The 18,037-nt window shown below is 69.1% G+C and carries 16 protein-coding genes; 7 read left to right on the forward strand and 9 right to left on the reverse strand.

The features are described from left to right. Positions 1–67 precede the first annotated feature (67 nt). Both ACUTR7_RS06375 and ACUTR7_RS06380 read right to left on the reverse strand, forming a co-directional pair. Positions 68–3,361 carry a carboxyl transferase domain-containing protein gene (locus tag ACUTR7_RS06375; protein WP_445608395.1) on the reverse strand — a complete coding sequence of 1,098 codons (3,294 nt, stop codon included), beginning with the start codon at positions 3,359–3,361 and terminating at the stop codon, positions 68–70. Positions 3,362–3,377: 16 nt separating this feature from the next. Continuing rightward, positions 3,378–4,973, reverse strand: a complete 1,596-nt coding sequence (locus tag ACUTR7_RS06380; RefSeq protein ID WP_445608396.1) for an AMP-binding protein — start codon at positions 4,971–4,973, stop codon at positions 3,378–3,380. 300 nt (positions 4,974–5,273) lie between these two features. Here ACUTR7_RS06380 and ACUTR7_RS06385 point away from each other — a divergent pair, with 300 nt between their 5' ends. After that, positions 5,274–5,996 (forward strand): TetR/AcrR family transcriptional regulator, encoded by a 723-nt coding sequence (locus tag ACUTR7_RS06385; RefSeq protein WP_349613970.1) that lies wholly within the window; start codon positions 5,274–5,276, stop codon positions 5,994–5,996. A 26-nt stretch (positions 5,997–6,022) separates the two neighbouring features. After that, entirely contained in the window at positions 6,023–7,306 is a 1,284-nt protein-coding gene (locus ACUTR7_RS06390) for a branched-chain amino acid ABC transporter substrate-binding protein (RefSeq protein WP_445608397.1), read from the forward strand. A 38-nt stretch (positions 7,307–7,344) separates the two neighbouring features. Here the strand turns inward: ACUTR7_RS06390 and ACUTR7_RS06395 are convergent, their stop codons facing one another. Continuing rightward, positions 7,345–8,070 carry a YggS family pyridoxal phosphate-dependent enzyme gene (locus ACUTR7_RS06395; protein WP_445608398.1) on the reverse strand — a complete coding sequence of 242 codons (726 nt, stop codon included), beginning with the start codon at positions 8,068–8,070 and terminating at the stop codon, positions 7,345–7,347. Between the two features lie 37 nt (positions 8,071–8,107). Between ACUTR7_RS06395 and ACUTR7_RS06400 the strand changes: the two genes are divergently transcribed. The 4 genes from ACUTR7_RS06400 (at position 8,108) to ACUTR7_RS06415 (ending at position 12,114) form a co-directional block, all read left to right on the forward strand. Next, positions 8,108–9,151: a type IV pilus twitching motility protein PilT gene (locus tag ACUTR7_RS06400; RefSeq protein WP_012202999.1), complete on the forward strand. Its 1,044-nt coding sequence runs from the start codon at positions 8,108–8,110 to the stop codon at positions 9,149–9,151. Positions 9,152–9,182: 31 nt separating this feature from the next. Further along, on the forward strand, positions 9,183–9,815 hold the full coding sequence (locus ACUTR7_RS06405) for a cyclic nucleotide-binding domain-containing protein (protein WP_012202998.1): 633 nt from the start codon (positions 9,183–9,185) through the stop codon (positions 9,813–9,815). Positions 9,816–9,940: 125 nt separating this feature from the next. Then, a complete protein-coding gene (locus ACUTR7_RS06410; RefSeq protein WP_012202997.1) occupies positions 9,941–11,077 on the forward strand; it encodes a PilT/PilU family type 4a pilus ATPase in 1,137 nt (378 codons plus the stop codon). Between the two features lie 125 nt (positions 11,078–11,202). Beyond that, positions 11,203–12,114: an NAD(P)-dependent oxidoreductase gene (locus tag ACUTR7_RS06415; RefSeq protein ID WP_012202996.1), complete on the forward strand. Its 912-nt coding sequence runs from the start codon at positions 11,203–11,205 to the stop codon at positions 12,112–12,114. Between the two features lie 199 nt (positions 12,115–12,313). Here ACUTR7_RS06415 and ACUTR7_RS06420 read toward each other — a convergent pair whose 3' ends face one another. From ACUTR7_RS06420 to ACUTR7_RS06430, 3 genes are all read right to left on the reverse strand, one after another. Then, positions 12,314–13,045 carry a BON domain-containing protein gene (locus ACUTR7_RS06420; RefSeq protein ID WP_063327425.1) on the reverse strand — a complete coding sequence of 244 codons (732 nt, stop codon included), beginning with the start codon at positions 13,043–13,045 and terminating at the stop codon, positions 12,314–12,316. After that, positions 13,042–13,650, reverse strand: a complete 609-nt coding sequence (locus ACUTR7_RS06425) for an SIS domain-containing protein (protein WP_012202994.1) — start codon at positions 13,648–13,650, stop codon at positions 13,042–13,044. Before ACUTR7_RS06425 ends, ACUTR7_RS06420 begins: the two co-directional genes overlap by 4 nt. 73 nt (positions 13,651–13,723) lie before the next feature. Further along, on the reverse strand, positions 13,724–14,140 hold the full coding sequence (locus ACUTR7_RS06430) for a YraN family protein (protein WP_445608399.1): 417 nt from the start codon (positions 14,138–14,140) through the stop codon (positions 13,724–13,726). Between ACUTR7_RS06430 and rsmI the strand changes: the two genes are divergently transcribed. Then, positions 14,140–15,081, forward strand: coding sequence for a 16S rRNA (cytidine(1402)-2'-O)-methyltransferase (rsmI, locus tag ACUTR7_RS06435; RefSeq protein WP_445608400.1), 942 nt, complete (start codon positions 14,140–14,142; stop codon positions 15,079–15,081). The two genes, ACUTR7_RS06430 and rsmI, sit on opposite strands and share 1 nt — an antisense overlap. On the opposite strand, the gene ACUTR7_RS06440 is transcribed toward rsmI, so the two are convergent. From ACUTR7_RS06440 to ACUTR7_RS06450, 3 genes are all read right to left on the reverse strand, one after another. Beyond that, positions 15,082–16,338 carry an Hsp70 family protein gene (locus tag ACUTR7_RS06440; protein WP_088166339.1) on the reverse strand — a complete coding sequence of 419 codons (1,257 nt, stop codon included), beginning with the start codon at positions 16,336–16,338 and terminating at the stop codon, positions 15,082–15,084. Between the two features lie 116 nt (positions 16,339–16,454). Next, positions 16,455–17,294, reverse strand: coding sequence for a VOC family protein (locus tag ACUTR7_RS06445; protein WP_445608401.1), 840 nt, complete (start codon positions 17,292–17,294; stop codon positions 16,455–16,457). A gap of 25 nt (positions 17,295–17,319) precedes the next feature. Then, entirely contained in the window at positions 17,320–17,871 is a 552-nt protein-coding gene (locus ACUTR7_RS06450; RefSeq protein WP_013804436.1) for an OsmC family protein, read from the reverse strand. Positions 17,872–18,037: the final 166 nt, after the last annotated feature.

The raw sequence follows: 18,037 nt of genomic DNA on the forward strand, positions 1-18,037 counted from the left end.
CAGGCCCGCCATCATGTTCGTCGGAAAGGCGGCCAGCTTAGCATGCCGTCCGTGGCGTTTTCAGGGCCTACCAGGTGTCCACGAAGCCGGCTTGGGCAGGCGCAACGCGCGCCCCTGCCAGGCCGCGCGACAGCCAGGCGCGCGTGTCGGCGGGGTCGATGACGGCGTCGATCTCCAGCGTGCCGGCCATGTGCATGGCCTCGCCGTGGGCGTACTGCTGGGCCAGCAGCCGGTCGAACAGGGCGTTGCGTTCGGCGCCCTCGGGCAGGGCCTGCAGTTCCTTGCGAAAGCCCAGGCGCACGGCGCCTTCCAGACCCATGGCACCGAACTCGCCCGTGGGCCAGGCCACGTTGAACACCGGCGCATGGAAGCTGCCGGCCGTCATGCCCATGGCCCCCAGGCCGTAGCCCTTGCGCAGCACCACGCTGAAATACGGCACGCGCAGCTTGGCCGCCGTGACGAACAGGCGGCTGACATGGCGCACCTGGGCCGTCTTCTCGATCTCGGGGCCGACCATGAAGCCGGGCGTGTCCACCAGGCTCACGATGGGCAGGCCATGGGCATTGCACAGTTGCATGAAGCGCGCGGCCTTGTCGGCCGCATCGGCGTCGATCGCGCCGCCCAGGTGGGAGGGGTTGTTGGCCATCAGCCCCACGGGCCGGCCTTCGATGCGCGCCAGCGCCGTGTGGATGCCTGCGCCAAAGCCCGTGCGCAGCATCAGCAGGCTGCCTTCGTCCACCAGATGCGCCATGGCCGCACGGGTGTCATAGGCACGCAGCCGGTTCTCGGGCACCACATGGCGCAGGGCGCGCGTGTCGGGCGCGGCCCACTCCGTGGTGCGGCCCTGGAAGAAGGACAGGTAGTGGCGCGCGGCGGCCACGGCTTCGGCCTCGTCCTCGACCAGCACGTCGATCACGCCATTGGCATGCTGCACGCTGCTGGGACCGATCTGCTCGGGCCGGAAGACGCCCAGCCCGCCGCCCTCGATCATGGCTGGCCCGCCCATGCCGATGCAGCTGGCGCGCGTGGCGATGATCACGTCGCTGCAGCCCAGCAAGGCCGCGTTGCCCGCAAAGCAGCGGCCATGGGTGATGCCGATCACGGGCACCTGGCCCGACAGCGCCGCATAGGCCGCGAAGGTGTGCACATGCAGGCCCGCGACCACGGGCGTGTCGGTGTCACCGGGCCGCCCGCCGCCGCCTTCGGCGAACAGCACCACGGGCAGCTTCTGCGCCAGCGCAATGCCCAGCATGCGGTCGGTCTTGGCATGGTTGCGCGCGCCCTGGGTGCCCGCCAGCACGGTGGCGTCATAGGACATGACGACGGCGCGCGAGCGCTCCTGGCCGAACTGCGCGCCGTTGATGGAGCCCATGCCCGTGACCATGCCGTCGGCCGGCGTGTTGGCGATCAGGTCGTCCATGCTGCGCCGGCGCGTCTGCGCGGCAATGGCCAGCGCACCGTATTCGATGAAGCTGCCCTCATCGCAAAGATCGGCGATGTTCTCGCGCGCGCTGCGGCTGCCCTGGGCATGGCGCTTGGCCATGGCCTCGGGCCGGGCGGCATCGCGCGTGAAGGCATGGCGGTCGATGACGCGCTGCAGGTCGGCGCGGATGTGGTCCGGGTCCTGTGCGGACTGCTGCGCGCGTGCGTCGGCCTGCACGCCTTCGGCGGCGGCCAGCACCAGCAGGGGCTGGTCCTGGGCCACATAGGCACCGGCCTCGGCCAGCAGTTGGGTGATGGTGCCGGCCTGCGGCGCCAGCAGCACATGCTCCATCTTCATGGCTTCGAGCACGCCCAGCTCGGCGCCTGCAGCCACGGGATCGCCCACGGCCACGCTCCACTGCACGATGCGCGCGGGCATGGGGGCGGTGATGGCGCCTTCGGGGACGGGCGCGCCAGCAGCCTCGGCCGCCGCCGGAACCTCGGGGGCCACAGCCGTGCGGCGCGCGCCTTCGGCCAGCGCCTGGGCGTCCGCCACCAATTCGGGAAGGGCCTCTTCAAGCCAGCGTGTGTGCACGGCCTGCGACGCCATCTCGGGCCGCCTGGCCAGCGCCTGCAGCAGCGGCAGGTTGGTGGCCAGCCCGTCGATGCGGCATTCGGCCAGCGCGCGACGTGCGCGGCGAAGCACGTCTTCAAAGCGCGGTCCGCTGCTGTGCACGATGAGCTTGGCCAGCAGCGTGTCGTAGTGCGGCGAGGGGCTGGCGCCCGCCACCGCATTCGTGTCGATGCGGATGCCGGGGCCGGCCGGCCACTGCAGTGTGCCTATGCGCCCGCTGCCCGGGCGCGACTGGCCTGCGGCATCCAGCGTCTCGGCATTGATGCGCCACTGCATGGCATAGCCGCGCGGCGCGGGCGGTGTCCTGGCATCCAGGCCCAGCTCGCCCAGGTGATCGCCGGCAGCAATGCGGATCTGGGCTTGCACCAGGTCGATGCCGAAGACCTCCTCGGTGATGGTGTGCTCGACCTGCAGGCGCGGGTTGGCCTCGATGAAGACATAGGGCAGGGAGTCGGAGGCGGCATCGACCAGGAATTCGAAGGTGCCCAGGCTCTCGTAGCCGATCTCGGCGGCCATGCGCAGCGCGTCGCGCGTGATGCGCTCGCGCAGCGGCTGCGCCAGGCTGGGGCTGGGCGCGATCTCCACCAGCTTCTGGAAGCGCCGCTGCAGCGTGCATTCGCGCTCCCCCAGCGCGATGGGGCCTGCGCCGCCGTCGCCCAGGATCTGCACCTCGATATGGCGAGCGCCCGTCATCAGCCGCTCCACATAGACGCCGTCCACGCCGAAGGCGGCGCGCGCCTCGCTGCGGCAGCGATCGTAGGCGGCAGGCAGGTCCTCGGCGCGCGCCACGGCACGCATGCCGCGCCCGCCGCCGCCGCCGATGGCCTTGACCATGATGCCGCTGGCGCCCCCGGCCTGCTGCGCCTCGAAGAAGGCCTGGGCCTGTTCCAGCGTGACAGCCTCGCTGCTGCCCGGCATCAGCGGCACGCCGCAGCGGCGCGCCAGATCGCGTGCGCGGGCCTTGTCGCCCAGCAGCGCCAGGTGCTCCGGCGTGGGGCCGATGAAGCGCAGTCCCGCATCGGCGCAGGCCTGGGCAAAGCCGGCGTTCTCGCTGAGAAAGCCGTAGCCGGGATGAATGCCGTCGCAGCCGTGCTCGCGCGCAATGCGCAGCAGGTGGGCGCCGTCCAGGTAGGCCGAGGGGCCGCTGGCGTCCAGGGGCACGGCTGCATCGGCAGCGGATACATGGGGCGCCTGCGCATCGTCTGCGGCAAAGACGGCCAGGCTCGGCACACCCAGCTCGCGCAGCGCGCGCACGATGCGCAGCGCGATCTCGCCGCGGTTGGCAATCAGGATCTTCTGGAACATGGGACTTCGGTCTTTCTCATTGATCGCGCAGCAAGCGACGCAGCACCTTGCCTGCGCCGGTGGCGGGCAGCGCCTCGATGAAACGCACCTCGCGCGGCGCCTTGTAGCTGGCCATGTTCTCGCGCGACCACTGCACCAGGTCCTCGGCCGCGATCTGCTGGCCCGGCCGCGTGACGATGAAGGCGCGCACGACCTCGCCCTTTTGCGGGTCGGGCACGCCGATCACGGCGGCCTGGGCCACGGCCGGGTGCTTGATGAGGATGGCTTCCACCTCCTCGGGGAAGACGCTGTAGCCCGAGACCTTGATCATTTCCTTGAAGCGGCCGATGAAGGTCAGGTAGCCATCGGCGTCGATGCGGCCCATGTCGCCCGTGTGGACCCAGCCGTTCTTCAGGGTCCTGGCCGTGGCCTCGGGCTTGTTCCAGTAGCCCTTGAAGTTGCCGGGGCCGCGGATGGTGATCTCGCCCACTTCGCCGGCCGGCAGCGGCTCGCCCGTCTCGGGGTCGATGATGCGCACCTCGTTGCCGGGCAGCGGCTTGCCGTGCGTGCCCCAGCGGATGGCGTCGCCGGGCATGGATGTGTCCATGGTGTGGGTCTCGCTCAGGCCATAGGCCGCCTCGCTGGAGATGCAGTTCGGGGTGAAGCGCTTCCACTGCCGCGCCAGCTCCTCGGTGTAGGCAATGCCGAAGCTGGTCACGGTGTTGCGGCGCAGCGCGGAAAAGTCCATGGCCTCCACGCCCGGCAGCTGCATCACGGCCACGTTCATGGGCGCGATGCTGTACCACCAGGTCACGCGGTAGCGCTCCAGGGCCTGGGCCACGGCCAGCGGGTCGAAGCGGTGCAGCAGCACGCAGGTGGCGCCGCTGTGCACGGGCATGTTCACGCCCATGGACATGCCGGCAATGTGATAGAGCGGCGCCACGGCCAGCAGCATGTCCTCGGCGTTCACGCCCGTGGCACTGGAGGCGCCGGCCGTCTTGCTGGCCGCGTTGCCGTAGCTGAGCATGGCACCCTTGGGCAGGCCCGTGGTGCCCGAGGTATAGGTCATCAGCGAGACATCGTCCATGGCGACATCGACGGGCACGGGCTTGGCGCCGCTGTGCATGACATCCCAGAACGATTCCACGCCCTCGGGCAGCGGCTGCACGGGGGCCTGCAGTTCGGGCGGCAGCGCCAGCGTGGCCGATTCAGGAAGCCAGTCGCCATAGCGCACGGCCAGCACATGCCTGAGCGCCGTGCTGGCGCGCACCTTGTCCACCACGGGCAGCAGCACATCGGCCGCGACGATCACGCGGGCCTTGAGGTCATCGAGCTGGTACTGCAGCTCATGCTCCTTGTTCAGCGGCCCGCAGGGGCAGACGATGGCGCCGATCTTCTGGATGCCGTAGTGCGCCACGATGTACTGCGGGCAGTTGTTCATGAACAGCGCCACGGGCTCGCCCCGGCCCACGCCCAGAGCCTGCAGCCGCGCGGCAAAGGCGTCGCTGGCCGCATCCACCTCGGCCCAGCTGATGTGGCGGCCATACCAGATGTAGGCGTCGCGGCCGGGGTGGTTGCGCGCATTGCGGCGCAGGGCCTCATGCAGGGGAATGAGGGTCTCGGAATCCGCCATGCTTGTCTCCTTGGCTCTATTTATTGCACGTTGCTCGGCGTATCGCCTCCAACCCATAAATCAGGCGCGGCCCAGCGCAGGGACACCGAGGAAGGGCCGCCCCGCACCGAGGGTGTCGTCCCCCTCCCGCGAAGCGAGAGAGGGGGAAGGCGCGAAGCGACTCAGGGGGTGTAGTCGTTCTTAGGGATAGCCTTGATCTGATTTTTGGATCGGCGTCTTGCCAATATATACCCGCTGGTAGAACATTGCTACCCATCGGTATAACCATCGCAGCCACCGACGCGACACGAGATTTCCCGCATGCCCAAGCCCCCTGTCACCCCGCGCGGCCGCCAGCGCCTTCCCACGGCCGGCTCCGATGAAAAGCGCGAACGCATCCTCAAGGCGGCCGAGGCCCTGTTCGACCGCAACGGCTACGCCAACACCACGATGGAGCAGATCGTCCAGGCCCTGGGCGTGACCAAGCCCTTCGTCTACTACTACTTCCGCAACAAGCAGGAGATCTTCGAGACCCTGTGCTGGGCGCCCACCGAGGCCTGCTTCACGGTGCTGGACTTCGCGGCCGACGATCCGCGCGCCGCGCACGAGAAGGCCGTGGACGGCCTGCAGCGCCTGATCGCGGCCACCATTGCCCACTATCCGGCGGCCTTCTTTCCCTACCGCGAGCCCCAGGCCTTCAGCCCTGCGTACATGAAAGCCTCGCGCACGCTGGCGCGCCAGTTCTACCGCCAGTTCTGCGCGCTGCTCGAAGAAGGCCGCGCCAGCGGCCACCTGGACTTTCGCGAGACACGCATCACCGCCCAGGCCGCCTGCAGCCTGCCGGGCTTTCTCTACAACTGGTACCGCCCCGGCGGCCGCCTGGGCACGGCCGAGATGGTGGCCGAGCTGACCGAGCTGGCCAGCCGCGTGCTGGGCCTGCGCACGGCACCAGCCACCCCGCCCGAAGCCATTGCCGCATCCCCCGCGAAAAAAACGCCTGCACGGCGCAGCCGGCCCCGCGCCGAGCCGCCCGGCAAAGACTGACGACCATTCCTTCGAGGAGACAAGACATGCCGATCCGCCGCCATTGCATCCGACGATATTCCCAACCATCCATCGTTCTCGCCGCCGCCCTGCTGTGCAGCACGGCCGCCCACGCCCAGGGCGGCGAGACCTTCAAGATCGCCTTCATCGATCCGCTGTCCGGCCCCTTCGTCAGCACAGGCGAGCTGATGCGCGACCACGTGCAATACGCGGTCGAGGATGTGAACGCCAAGGGCGGTCTGTTCAACGGCACGAAGCTGCAGCTGCTGCAGTTCGACAGCAAGCTCTCGGCCCAGGAGAGCCAGGCCGCGCTGCAGGCGGCCATCGACCAGGGCGCGCGCGTGGTGGTGACCGGGGGATCGGGCTCTTCGGTGGTGGCGGCCCTGGTGCAGGCAGCCTCGCGCCACAACCAGCGCAATCCGGGCAAGGAGGTGCTGGTGCTCAACCACTCCTCCATCGACCCCGAGCTGACGGGCAAGGCCTGCAGCTTCTGGCATTTCATGTTCGATGCCAACACCGCCATGCGCATGCAGGCGATTGCCAGCTACATCAAGACCCAGCCGGGCATCCGCAAGGTCTACCTGCTCAACCAGGACTACGCCCACGGCAAGCAGTGGGCGGCCTACGGGCGCCAGATGGTGAGCGCGGCCCGGCCCGACATCCAGTTCACGGGCGAGATGCTCCACCCCATAGGCCGGGTCAAGGACTTCGCGCCCTATGTGGCCAAGATCAAGGAAACAGGTGCGGACTCGGTGATCACGGGCAACTGGGGCCAGGACCTGACCCTGCTGCTCAAGTCGGCCGCCGACTCGGGCTATGACCTGCGCTACTTCAACCACAGCGCGGGCGGCATGCCGGGCACGGTGACATCCTTCGCCCAGACCCGCATCGGCCAGCTGACCTGGGTGGCCGAATGGCACCCGGGCCAGGCCGGCCGCCCGCTGGCCGACGCCCGCGCCCAGGAATACAAGGCCCGCATGGGCAAGGACTTCCTGGCCCCGCGCATGGACCTGGTGCCGCGCATGCTGGCCGCCGCCATGGCCAAGGCACAGTCCACCGAACCCGTGAAGATCGCGCTGGCCATGGAGGATTTGCAGATGGACACCGTGGTCGGCCCCGTGCGCATGCGCGGCAAGGACCACCAGCTGCTGCTGCCCCAGGTGGTCAACACCATCGCGCCCGTGGACGGCAAGCTGGTCAAGGCCGGTTGGGAAGGCACGAACTACGGCTTTCGCACCGATGCCGTCTACACGCCCGAGCAGGTGGAATTGCCCACGGACTGCCAGATGAAGCGGCCCGGCGGGCGCTGAGGCGGCCTGCCCCGCCAGCCAAGCCAGCTACGCCCTGGTCAGCGCGGGGCGTAGTTTCGTTGGCCAAAGATGCCGCTGCCCACGCGTACCATCGTGCTGCCTGCGGCCACGGCCGCTTCCAGGTCGCCGGTCATTCCCATGGATACCGTGTCGAAGCGCTCCAGCCCCGGCAGGCCGCTGGCGCGGATCTGTTCGAAGACGGCGGTGGCGCGGGCATGCACCTCGCGCTGGGCCTCGAAGCCCGCCACATCGTCGGGAATGCTCATCACGCCGCGCAGCGCCAGGCGCGGCAGCTGCACGATGGCGGCGGCCAGCTCCAGCGCCTGCTGCGGCGCCACGCCGGCCTTGGTCTCGCCGCCATCCACGTTCAGCTGGATGCAGACCTGCAGCGGCGCCAGGCCCTCGGGGCGCTGGGCCGACAGGCGCTCGGCGATCTTCAGGCGGTCCACGGTCTGGGCCCAGTCGAAATGCTCGGCCACCAGGCGCGTCTTGTTGCTCTGGATGGGGCCTATGCAATGCCATTGCAGGGCCTCGCCGCCCGGCAGGCCCATGGCGCGCACGGCGGCGATCTTTTCCACGCCCTCCTGGATGTAGTTCTCGCCGAAGCTGCGCTCGCCGGCCAGCACGGCCTCGCGCACGGCGTCGGCGCCGAAGGTCTTGGAGACGGACAGCAATTGCACCGAGCCGGACGCCCTGCCCGCCTGCACGCAGGCCGAGGCAATCCGTTCGTGAATCTGTTGAAGCTTGTTTTCAATCGTCGTCATAATTGCCGCCAGCGTACCAAACGAGGGAGCGAACTCCGTGGACATCACCCAATTGCTGGCATTCAGCGTCAAGAACAAGGCCTCCGACCTGCACCTGTCCGCGGGGCTGCCGCCGATGATCCGTGTGCACGGCGATGTGCGCCGCATCAATGTCGATCCGCTGGACCACAAGACGGTCCACGCCATGGTCTACGACATCATGAGCGACTCCCAGCGCAAGGCCTACGAGGAGTTCCTGGAGGTGGACTTCTCGTTCGAGATCGAGGGGCTGGCGCGCTTCCGTGTCAACGCCTTCAACCAGTATCGGGGCGCGGCCGCCGTCTTCCGGACCATTCCCAGCAAGATCCTGACGCTGGAGCAGCTCAACGCGCCGCGCATCTTCGGCGACCTGGCCCTGAAGCCGCGCGGCCTGGTGCTGGTGACCGGCCCCACGGGCTCGGGCAAGTCCACCACGCTGGCCGGCATGGTCAACCACCTCAACGAGACCGAGTACGGGCACATCCTGACGGTGGAGGACCCCATCGAATTCGTGCACGACTCCAAGAAGTGCCTGATCAACCAGCGCGAAGTCGGGCCGATGACGCAGTCGTTCTCGGCCGCCCTGCGCTCGGCGCTGCGCGAGGACCCGGACGCCATCCTGGTGGGCGAAATGCGTGACCTGGAAACCATCCGCCTGGCCATGACCGCGGCCGAGACGGGCCACCTGGTCTTCGGCACCCTGCACACCTCCAGCGCCGCCAAGACCATCGACCGCATCATCGACGTCTTCCCCGCCGAGGAAAAGGAGATGGTGCGCGCCATGCTCTCCGAATCGCTGCAGGCCGTGATCTCGCAGACGCTGTGCAAGACCAAGGACGGCCAGGGCCGCATCGCCGCCCACGAAATCATGCTGGGCACCAGCGCCATCCGCAACCTGATCCGCGAGGCCAAGGTGGCCCAGATGTACTCCACCATCCAGACGAGTCAGAATGTGGGCATGCAGACGCTGGACCAGAACCTGACCGATCTGGTGCGGCGCAACCTGATCAGCCCGGCGGAAGCCCGCGCCAAGGCCAAGATACCGGACAACTTCCCGGGCTGACCGCCACCCGCCCAGCCTCTCGCCACGCGCCATGAAAAGCATTTTCCGCAAGCTGCGAAGCGGCCAGGAGCCTTCGGCCCCGGCCTCCGAGTCGGCCTTCTTCACGACCACGCTGGCGGCGCATGGCTTCATGGACCCGCACACTCCTCCCGTTCCCTGGGAGGCGCGCGCCATCGAGGTCGGGGCCACGCGGCTGCCGCGCGGCGGCGGGGGCCAGCTGGAGCAGCTGTGGTCGCGCGACCGCTACCTGGGCCAGCTGGATGCGGCCAGCCTGCAGCGGCTCAGTGAATACTTCATCTACGCGGCCGTGGCACCGCAACGCGACGTGATCCGCCAGGAGGAGAACGGCAGCTTCATGGCCGTGGTGCTGTCCGGCCAGATCGCCGTGGAGCGCCAGCAGCCCTGGGGCGAGCGCATGCGCCTGGCGCAGACGCGGCCCGGCGACATCCTGGGCGAGATGTCCCTGCTGGACGGCGGGCCGCGCTTTTCCAGCTGCACCACGCTGACAGACTGCGAGATCGGCGTGCTCAGCGCCGAGGCGCTGGACGAGATGATGGCCAAGGACGCCGCGCTGGCCGCCAAGCTGATGGCGCTGCTGGCGCGCAAGCTCTCGTTCCGGCTGCGCGCCATCAGCGTGCGCCTGGGCGAAGAGCAGCACACATAGACAGTGAGTGAGTGAGTGAGTTGAATATGAGGACGCCTGGCCCCTGCGGGCCGGACCGGCCTACCTGCAAATAACAAAACAACCTGTGCGCCACAACGGCGCGCAATGCCCGGGGGAATACGGCAATGGAAAGAGATCAGGCCACCAAGTTCATCAACGACCTGCTCAAGCTCATGGTCAGCCGCAACGGCAGCGACTTGTTCATCACGGCGGAATTCCCGCCGGCGATCAAGATCGACGGGCGCATCACCAAGGTGTCCCCGCAGCCGCTGTCGCCCGTGCACACGCTGACGCTGGCGCGCTCGGTCATGAGCGACAAGCAGATCGCCGATTTCGAGCGCACCAAGGAGTGCAACTTCGCCATCTCGCCGCCGGGCATAGGGCGCTTTCGCGTCAACGCCTTCATCCAGCAGGGCCGCGTGGGCATGGTGATGCGGACGATTCCGCTGGCCCTGCCCACCATCGACAGCCTGGGCGTGCCCCAGGTGCTCAAGGAGGTGGCCATGACCAAGCGCGGCCTGTGCATCCTGGTCGGCGCCACGGGCTCGGGCAAGTCCACCACGCTGGCCGCCATGGTGGACTGGCGCAACGAGAGCTCCTACGGCCACATCGTGACCATCGAGGATCCCATCGAATTCGTGCACCCGCACAAGAACTGCGTGGTCACGCAGCGCGAAGTGGGCCTGGACACGGACAGCTGGGACGCGGCGCTCAAGAACTCCCTGCGCCAGGCGCCGGACGTGATCCTGATGGGCGAAATCCGCGACCGCGAGACCATGGAGCACGCCATCGCCTTCTCGGAAACCGGCCACCTGTGTCTGGCCACGCTGCACGCCAACAGCGCCAACCAGGCGCTGGACCGCATCGTCAACTTCTTCCCCGAGGACCGCCGCCCGCAGCTGTTGATGGACCTGTCGCTGAACCTGCGCGCCATGGTCTCCCAGCGCCTGCTGCCCAAGCAGGACAGCAAGGGCCGCGTGGCCGCCATCGAGGTGATGCTCAACTCGCCGCTGATCTCCGACCTGATCTTCAAGGGCGAGGTCACCGAGATCAAGGAGATCATGAAGAAAAGCCGCAACCTGGGCATGCAGACCTTCGACCAGGCGCTGTTCGACCTGTTCGAGTCCAACCTGGTCACCTACGAGGATGCACTGCGCAATGCCGACTCGGTCAACGACCTGCGGCTGCAGATCAAGCTGGGCAGCCAGCGCGCCAAGTCGCTGGACCTGGCGGCGGGCACCGAGCATTTCGCCATCGTCTGAGGGGCGTGCCATGCACGCCCTGACCGCGCCTTCAGTGCGCTGAGCCGGCATGCCGGCTCCTTCCAGGGCCGCGCCGGACGCGGCCCTGCGCCACCCGCCTCCCACCACCTCTCAGGATTGCTTCCATGTCCGACTCCTCCATCGCCGCCCGCAGCTATGCGGACACCGCCCCTCTTTCCGTGGCCTTCCTCGGGCTGGGCGTCATGGGCTACCCCATGGCCGGCCACCTGGCCACGGCGGGCCACCGCGTCACGGTCTACAACCGCACGCCGGCCAAGGCCCGCGCCTGGTGCGAGGAGTTCAACGGCGGCCATGCGGCCACGCCGCGCGAGGCCGTGGCCGGCGCCGACATCGTGTTCAGCTGCGTGGGCAATGACGATGACCTGCGCTCGGTCGTGCTGGGGCCGGACGGCGCCTTCGCGGGCATGCGCCGCGGCGCCATCTTCGCCGACCACACGACGGCATCGGCCGAAGTCGCGCGCGAGCTGCATGCGGCCGGGCTGGAGCTGGGCCTGCAGTTCATCGACGCACCCGTCTCGGGCGGCCAGGCCGGCGCCCAGAACGGCCAGCTCACCGTGATGTGCGGCGGCGACGAGGCCGCCTTCGCCACCATGCAGCCCGTGGCCATGGCCTTCTCGCGCGCCTGCACGCTGATGGGCGACAGCGGCGCCGGCCAGCTCACCAAGATGGTCAACCAGATCTGCATCGCGGGCCTGGTCCAGGGCCTGTCCGAGGCCATCGCCTTCGGCCAGCGCGCGGGACTGGACATTCCCAGCGTGCTCGATGTCATCGGCAAGGGCGCCGCCCAGAGCTGGCAGATGGACAACCGTGGCCGCACCATGGCCGAAGGCAAGTTCGACTTCGGCTTTGCCGTGGACTGGATGCGCAAGGACCTGGGCCTGGTGCTGGCCGAAGCCCAGCGCAATGGCGCGCGCCTGCCCGTCACGGCCCTGGTGGACCAGTTCTATGCCGATGTGCAGCAGATGGGCGGCAGGCGCTGGGATACATCGAGCCTCATTAAGAGGCTCACCCCCTGAGCGGCTTACGCCGCTTCCCCCTCTCTACTTGCTTCGCAAGGGAGGGGTACGACACCATCGCTGCGGGGCGGCCCTTGCTTGGTGTCCCTGGCTTTAGGCCCTGCCAGATTCAAGTGCTATGCCCTGAGGAACGAGATCTTCCTATGCCCAAAACAAAAAGCCGGAACATGTTCCGGCTTTTGCTTTCAGGCGGCGGTGATCACTTCACCGGGGTGGCGGTGGCGCCTGCGGGGGTGGACAGGCTGCTTTCCGAGAGGCTGGTGGGAGCGCTGGCTGCCGCGGCCTTGCCGGAGTCGTCGGTGACCACGGGGGCGGACTGGGGCTGCATGCGGGCCAGTTCGTCCTCGGAGATGACTTCCACCACGCGCACGACCTTGGTCACGTCGTTGATGCCGCGTGCAATCTCGGCGCCGCGCTTGGCTTCGCGCGGGGTGACGATGCCCATCAGGAAGACGACCTTGTTCTCGGTCACGACCTTGAAGGCCGAGGCCTGGATGTCCTTGGCGTCCAGCAGGCTGGCCTTGACCTGGGTGGTGATCAGCGTGTCCTTGGAGCGCTGGCTCAGCGTGGAGGTGAAGGGAGCCACCACCACTTCGTTGAAGACATTGCGCACCGTGGGCTGCTCGCGCACGAGCTTCTCGATGGTCTGGCGGTCGGCCTCATTGCCGGCCTCGCCGGTCAGCAGCACCTGGCGGTTGTAGCTGGTGACGTTGACATGGGCCTTGTCGCCCAGCACTTCGGCGATGCGGTTGTTGGCGCGCAGCTCGATGCCCTGGTCTTCCACCTGGGTGCCGGTGGTGCGGCGGTCCGCCACCGACATGCCGGCCATCACGGCGCTGCCGCCCACCAGGGCGACGCAGCCCGACAGGGCGGCGCCCAGGGACGCGACGGCGAGAACACCGCAGGCGGCGCGGGACCAACGGAACTTCATAGAGGCATCTCCTGTTCACCAAGTAACTGGGCATCCACGCCGTCGCACAGGCAGTGCAGCACCAGCGTATGGGTTTCGCGCACGCGCGCCGCACGGTCGTGCGGCACGCAGATCAGAACATCGGTCTCGCGCACGCGGCCGGCCAGGGAGCCGCCCGTGCGGCCGGTCAGCACCACGGCCATCATGTCGCGCTCATGGGCGGCATCCAGCGCCTCCAGCACGGCCACGTCGTTGCCCGTGGCGGACAGCACCAGCAACAGGTCGCCGGGCTGGCCCAGGGCACGTATCTGGCGCGCCAGGTACTGGGTGGCGTTGCCGCCCGAGCCCGTGGCGCCCACGGTGCCCAGCAGGCCGCCGTCGGAGACCAGGGCCACGGCAGCCAGCTCGGGCCGGTCGCGTTCGAAGCCGGCCACGCACAGGGCGGCGAAGAGTTGGGCATCGCTGGCAGAGGCGCCTGCGCCGCAGGCCAGAACCTTGCCGCCACTGGTCACGCAGGCCAGCATGGCCTGCACTGCCGCCGCAATGGGCTGGCTCAGCGCCTGGGCGGCCTGGTATTTCAGGTCGGCGCTGTCGATGAAATGCTGTTGGATACGTTGCTCAAGCATGGAGGCCCGATGATAACTGCCGCCCTTGAAGTCTTTCGTAGCCAGGCGTTATTTGTGCTGCAGCGGTAACGGATCAGGCGCCTTCGGCGTCAAAGGCGGCCTGCAGCCACTGCACGGCGGACCCGGCGCCGGGCTCGACCAGCACCACGTCGAAGCGGCAAGGCGGCGGCGCGGACCAGCGCATCAGGTAGTGGCGCGCCGCAAATACGATGCGCCGCTGCTTGGTGGCACCGATGCTGGCGCCGGCACCGCCGAAGGCGCGCGTGCCGCGGCTGCGCACCTCGACGAAGACCACGGTGCCGTCGCGCGCCTGCACGATGAGGTCGATCTCGCCGCCGCCGCGGCCCGGCGTCCGATAATTGCGCTCGACCAGAAGCAGGCCGGCCGCCTGCAGATGGGCCAGCGCCGCATCCTCGGCCTGCTGGCCCCGATGCCGGGTCGTGAGGGCAGACGGCCCCGCGCCTGCCGGCTTTTTCGCAAGGAAACCCATTGACTACCTCTTTCGCCACCGCGCTGGGCGCAGCCAAGGATGCTGCGGCATCCCAGCATTATCCGCAGGGCGCCCTCTACGTGGTGGCCACTCCCATCGGCAACCTGGCCGACATCAGCCTGCGCGCCCTGCATGTGCTGCAGCTGGTGGACTGCGTGGCCTGCGAGGACACGCGCCACACGCAGGGCCTGCTGCGCTCCTATGGACTGGACCGGCCCGGCAGCCAGCTGCTGGCCGTGCACCAGCACAACGAGGCCGAGGCGGCCCAGCAGATCGTGGCGCGGCTGCAGCAGGGCCAGCGCATCGCCTATGTCAGCGATGCGGGCACGCCCGGCGTCAGCGACCCCGGCGCACGCCTGTGCGCAGCCGTGCAGGCCGCGGGCCTGCGCTGCATTCCGCTGCCCGGCGCCAGCAGCATCACGGCCGCCATCAGCGTGGCCGGTGCGGTCACGCCTTCGCAGGGCGAGGGAGGTTTCGTCTTCGCAGGCTTTCTGCCCACCAAGTCGGCCGAGCGCCTGGCCGCCGTGCAGCAACTGGCCCTGCAGCCGCGCTGCACCGTGCTGCTGGAGGCGCCCCACCGCATTGCCGACCTGGCCGCCGCGCTGGCCACGCTGGGCGATCGTCCGGTGACGCTGGCACGCGAGATCACCAAGCAGTTCGAGGACATTGCCACCATGCCCGCCAGCGCGCTGCCGGCCTGGCTGCAGGCCGTGCCCCAGCGCAGCAAGGGCGAATTCGCCGTGGTGCTGCACCCGGTGGCCCTGGGTGGCGATGAGGCCGACGCCGACGCCCTGCGCGTGCTGCGCCTGCTGCTGGCCGAACTGCCCACCAAGACCGCCGTGCGCCTGGCCGCCGAGATCACGGGCACACCGCGCAACCGCCTCTATGACGCCGCGCTGGAGATCAAGCAGGCCGCCGAGGAGGACGGCGACGCGGATTGATCAGGCATACGCGAGGCCGGTGGCCACGCCACCGAACAGGTCGCCCTCGACCTGCGGCACGCCGGGGAAGGCCTCGCGCAGCGCATCGCGCAGCGTGCGCAGGGCCGATGAGCCGCCCGTGAGGTAGATGGCGTCCAGCGCCTGGGGCGCCACGCCGGCCAGGCGCAGGCAGTCCTGGGCGCAGGCAACGACCTGTTGCAGGGGGCCTTGCAGTTGCTCGTGCAGCACCTCGGGCGAGATGGCGGCGGACAGGCCCGATTCCAGCCAGCCCAGTTCGATGGCCGCTTCGGCATGGCGCGTGGAGGCCTCGATCTTGGCCTGCTCCACCACGGCGGCCAGGCGGTGGCCTTCGCGCAGTTCCAGCACGTCCATCAGGCGCTTGTGCAGGCGCTGGTCGCTGTAGTCGGTGCGCAGGTTGCGCGCCTCGGCCAGGGCCTTGGGCGAGTACAGCCACTGGATCAGGTGCCAGGTCGAGAGGTCGAAGAACACGCGGCTGGGCACTTCGCGGCCGCTGGGACCGATGTGCCGGTAGCCCAGCAGCGGCATGAGCTGGGCCAGGTTGAGCCGGTGGTCGAAGTCCGTGCCGCCGATGTGCACGCCGCTGGTGGCCAGGATGTCGTCGCGGCGGTCGCTGCGGCCGGCCTGCTCGGGACCCAGGCGCACGACGGTGAAGTCGGAGGTACCGCCGCCGATGTCCACCACCAGCACCACGGATTCCTGCGTGAGGCGCTGCTCGTAGTCCAGCGCGGCGGCAATGGGCTCCATCTGGAAATCCACTTCGCCCAGCCCTGCGGCGCGCGCGGCATCGGCCAGGGCCTGCTGGGCCTGGCGGTCGCGCTCGGGATGGTCGTCCACGAAATGCACGGGCCGGCCCAGCACCACGCGCTCGGGCAGGCGGCCGTCCAGCGAGGCACGCGCCCGGTCGGCCACGCGGCGCAGGAACAGGCCGATGATGTCCTGATAGCTCACGAACTGGTCGTGCACCGCCGTCTTTTCCTGCAGCAGCGCACTGCCCAGCAGGCTTTTGAGGGAGCGCATGAGCCGGCCCGGCTCGCCGTCCAGGTACTGGGCCATGGCGTCGCGCCCGAAATGGGTGCTGTGCTCGTCCGTATGGAAGAACAGCGCCGTGGGCATGCCGCAGGCATCGCCCTCCAGCGGCAGCAGGCGTGCGGTCTGGCCGGGGGCGCGCCAGGCCATGGCGGAGTTGGAGGTACCGAAATCTATGCCCAGCGTGGCAGGAGTGGAAGCAGTCGTCATGGCAAGCAGCGCCGCGCCACGGCGCCCCTCAAGGAAGGCCGCGGCTGCAACGAAAACGCCCACCGGGGTGGGCATGGGTGTCAGCGGGGCGCCATTCTAGCGCCCACGCATTTCGCCTAGGCGGCGGCGGTTTCCCTGGCCGGGGAAACCTGGGCCAGCACGATGCGCGCGCCATGCGTGGCGGCCTCGTCCAGCGCCAGTGCAGACGCGGGCTGGCGCACCTCCAGCTCGATGGCATAAGGGCCTTCACCGCGCGTGGCCAGACGGTGGCCAAGGGTGCCCGTGGCAACGCCCTGGGCAGGCGCAGCCAGCACCAGCGCGGTGGCGCCCAGCGCAGTGGCGCCCAGCCTCAGCGATGCGCGGTAGGCGCTGCCGTCGTCCGACAGCCGGGCCTCGCCAATGTCGGCGCCCTCGCCCAGCAGCGCGCGCCAGCGTGCCAGGCTGGCGCGCAGGTCATGCACGGCCACGTACAGCCGGGCCACGCCGGTGGCGCCGTTGGGGTGCACGCGCGCCTCTCCTTCGGGCACACGCAGGGCGCGCGGCGTGAGGTCGCCGCAGAGAAAGGGCAGGTCCTGGCTGCGGGCGCGTGCATTGCGCCAGCGCAGCTGCGCGCCGTCGGGGCGCAGGCGGCCGCCTTCGTAGGGCGCCTCGTAGTCCAGGCCGCGCGCCTGGGCGGCGGCAACCACGGCGCCAGTCTCGGTGGGCAGCAGCGCGAAATCGACAATGCCCTCGCCATGGCGCTGCAGCTGCTGCCACCAGCGCTCCTCGGGCGCGGGTGCGCGCCAGGCGATGAGTTCGAAATAGGCGCCGTCGGCAAACACCACCAGGGCGTTGTGCGTGGAGCGGCCCGGGTGCTCGCCGCCGCGCAGCACGTTGAAGCCCAACGCGGTGTAGTCGGCAATGGTGCGTTCCAGGTCCTGGACCGCGATGACGATGTGGTCGAGTGGCAGGGTCATGGCAGGGGTGCTTTCCGCACGGTGTTCAGGCTGCCAGGCGCGCGGCGGCGCTGGAGTCGGTGTGGCGCACTTCGGCGCGGATGTTCTGCGGATTGCGCAGCAGGTTGAGGATGGGGCAGGTGCGCTCCACGGCCTCGAACAGCGCATCGATCTCGGCGCGGCTGGCGGGCGAGTCGATGTGCACGGTGTAGCCGATCTCATGCGGCCAGATGGGCGTGGCCTCGTGGCCGGGCTTGCCGCCGCGCGGGTCGATGATGCCCGTGACCTCGACCTCCAGGCTCTCCACGGGCACCTGGCGCTCGGCCGCCTGGATCAGAAAGATGTGGGTCACGCAGGTGCCCAGCACGCCCAGCTGCAGCTCGGGCGAGCTGGGGCCGAGGTTGTAGCCCGCGAAGTCGGGCGGGCTGTCGCTGATGACCTGGTGCTCGCGGATGCGCAGGCGGCGCACGCCGCTGCGGCCCTCGGCGCGCACATGGGCCTTGAGGTGGGCGGGCTGTGCCGTGCCGGCCGCGACGGCGGCGCTGCGGGCGAGCACGGCGGCGCGCTTTTCGGCGAGGTATTCGTTGAGATGGCTCATGGACGGGCTTTCGGTGAAGGAAGTACCAGCCCATTGTTGGGACCGCCGCATGCGCGGCAAACAAACGAATCCGTCTGCGCTTATGCACTGGGCAGATATGCGGGGCTCCCATCCCTTAGTCGTTTTCCAAATAACGATGCAACTCGATATATGAGCGCAAATATTT

This window comes from Delftia sp. NA_296.1 (assembly GCF_052692095.1).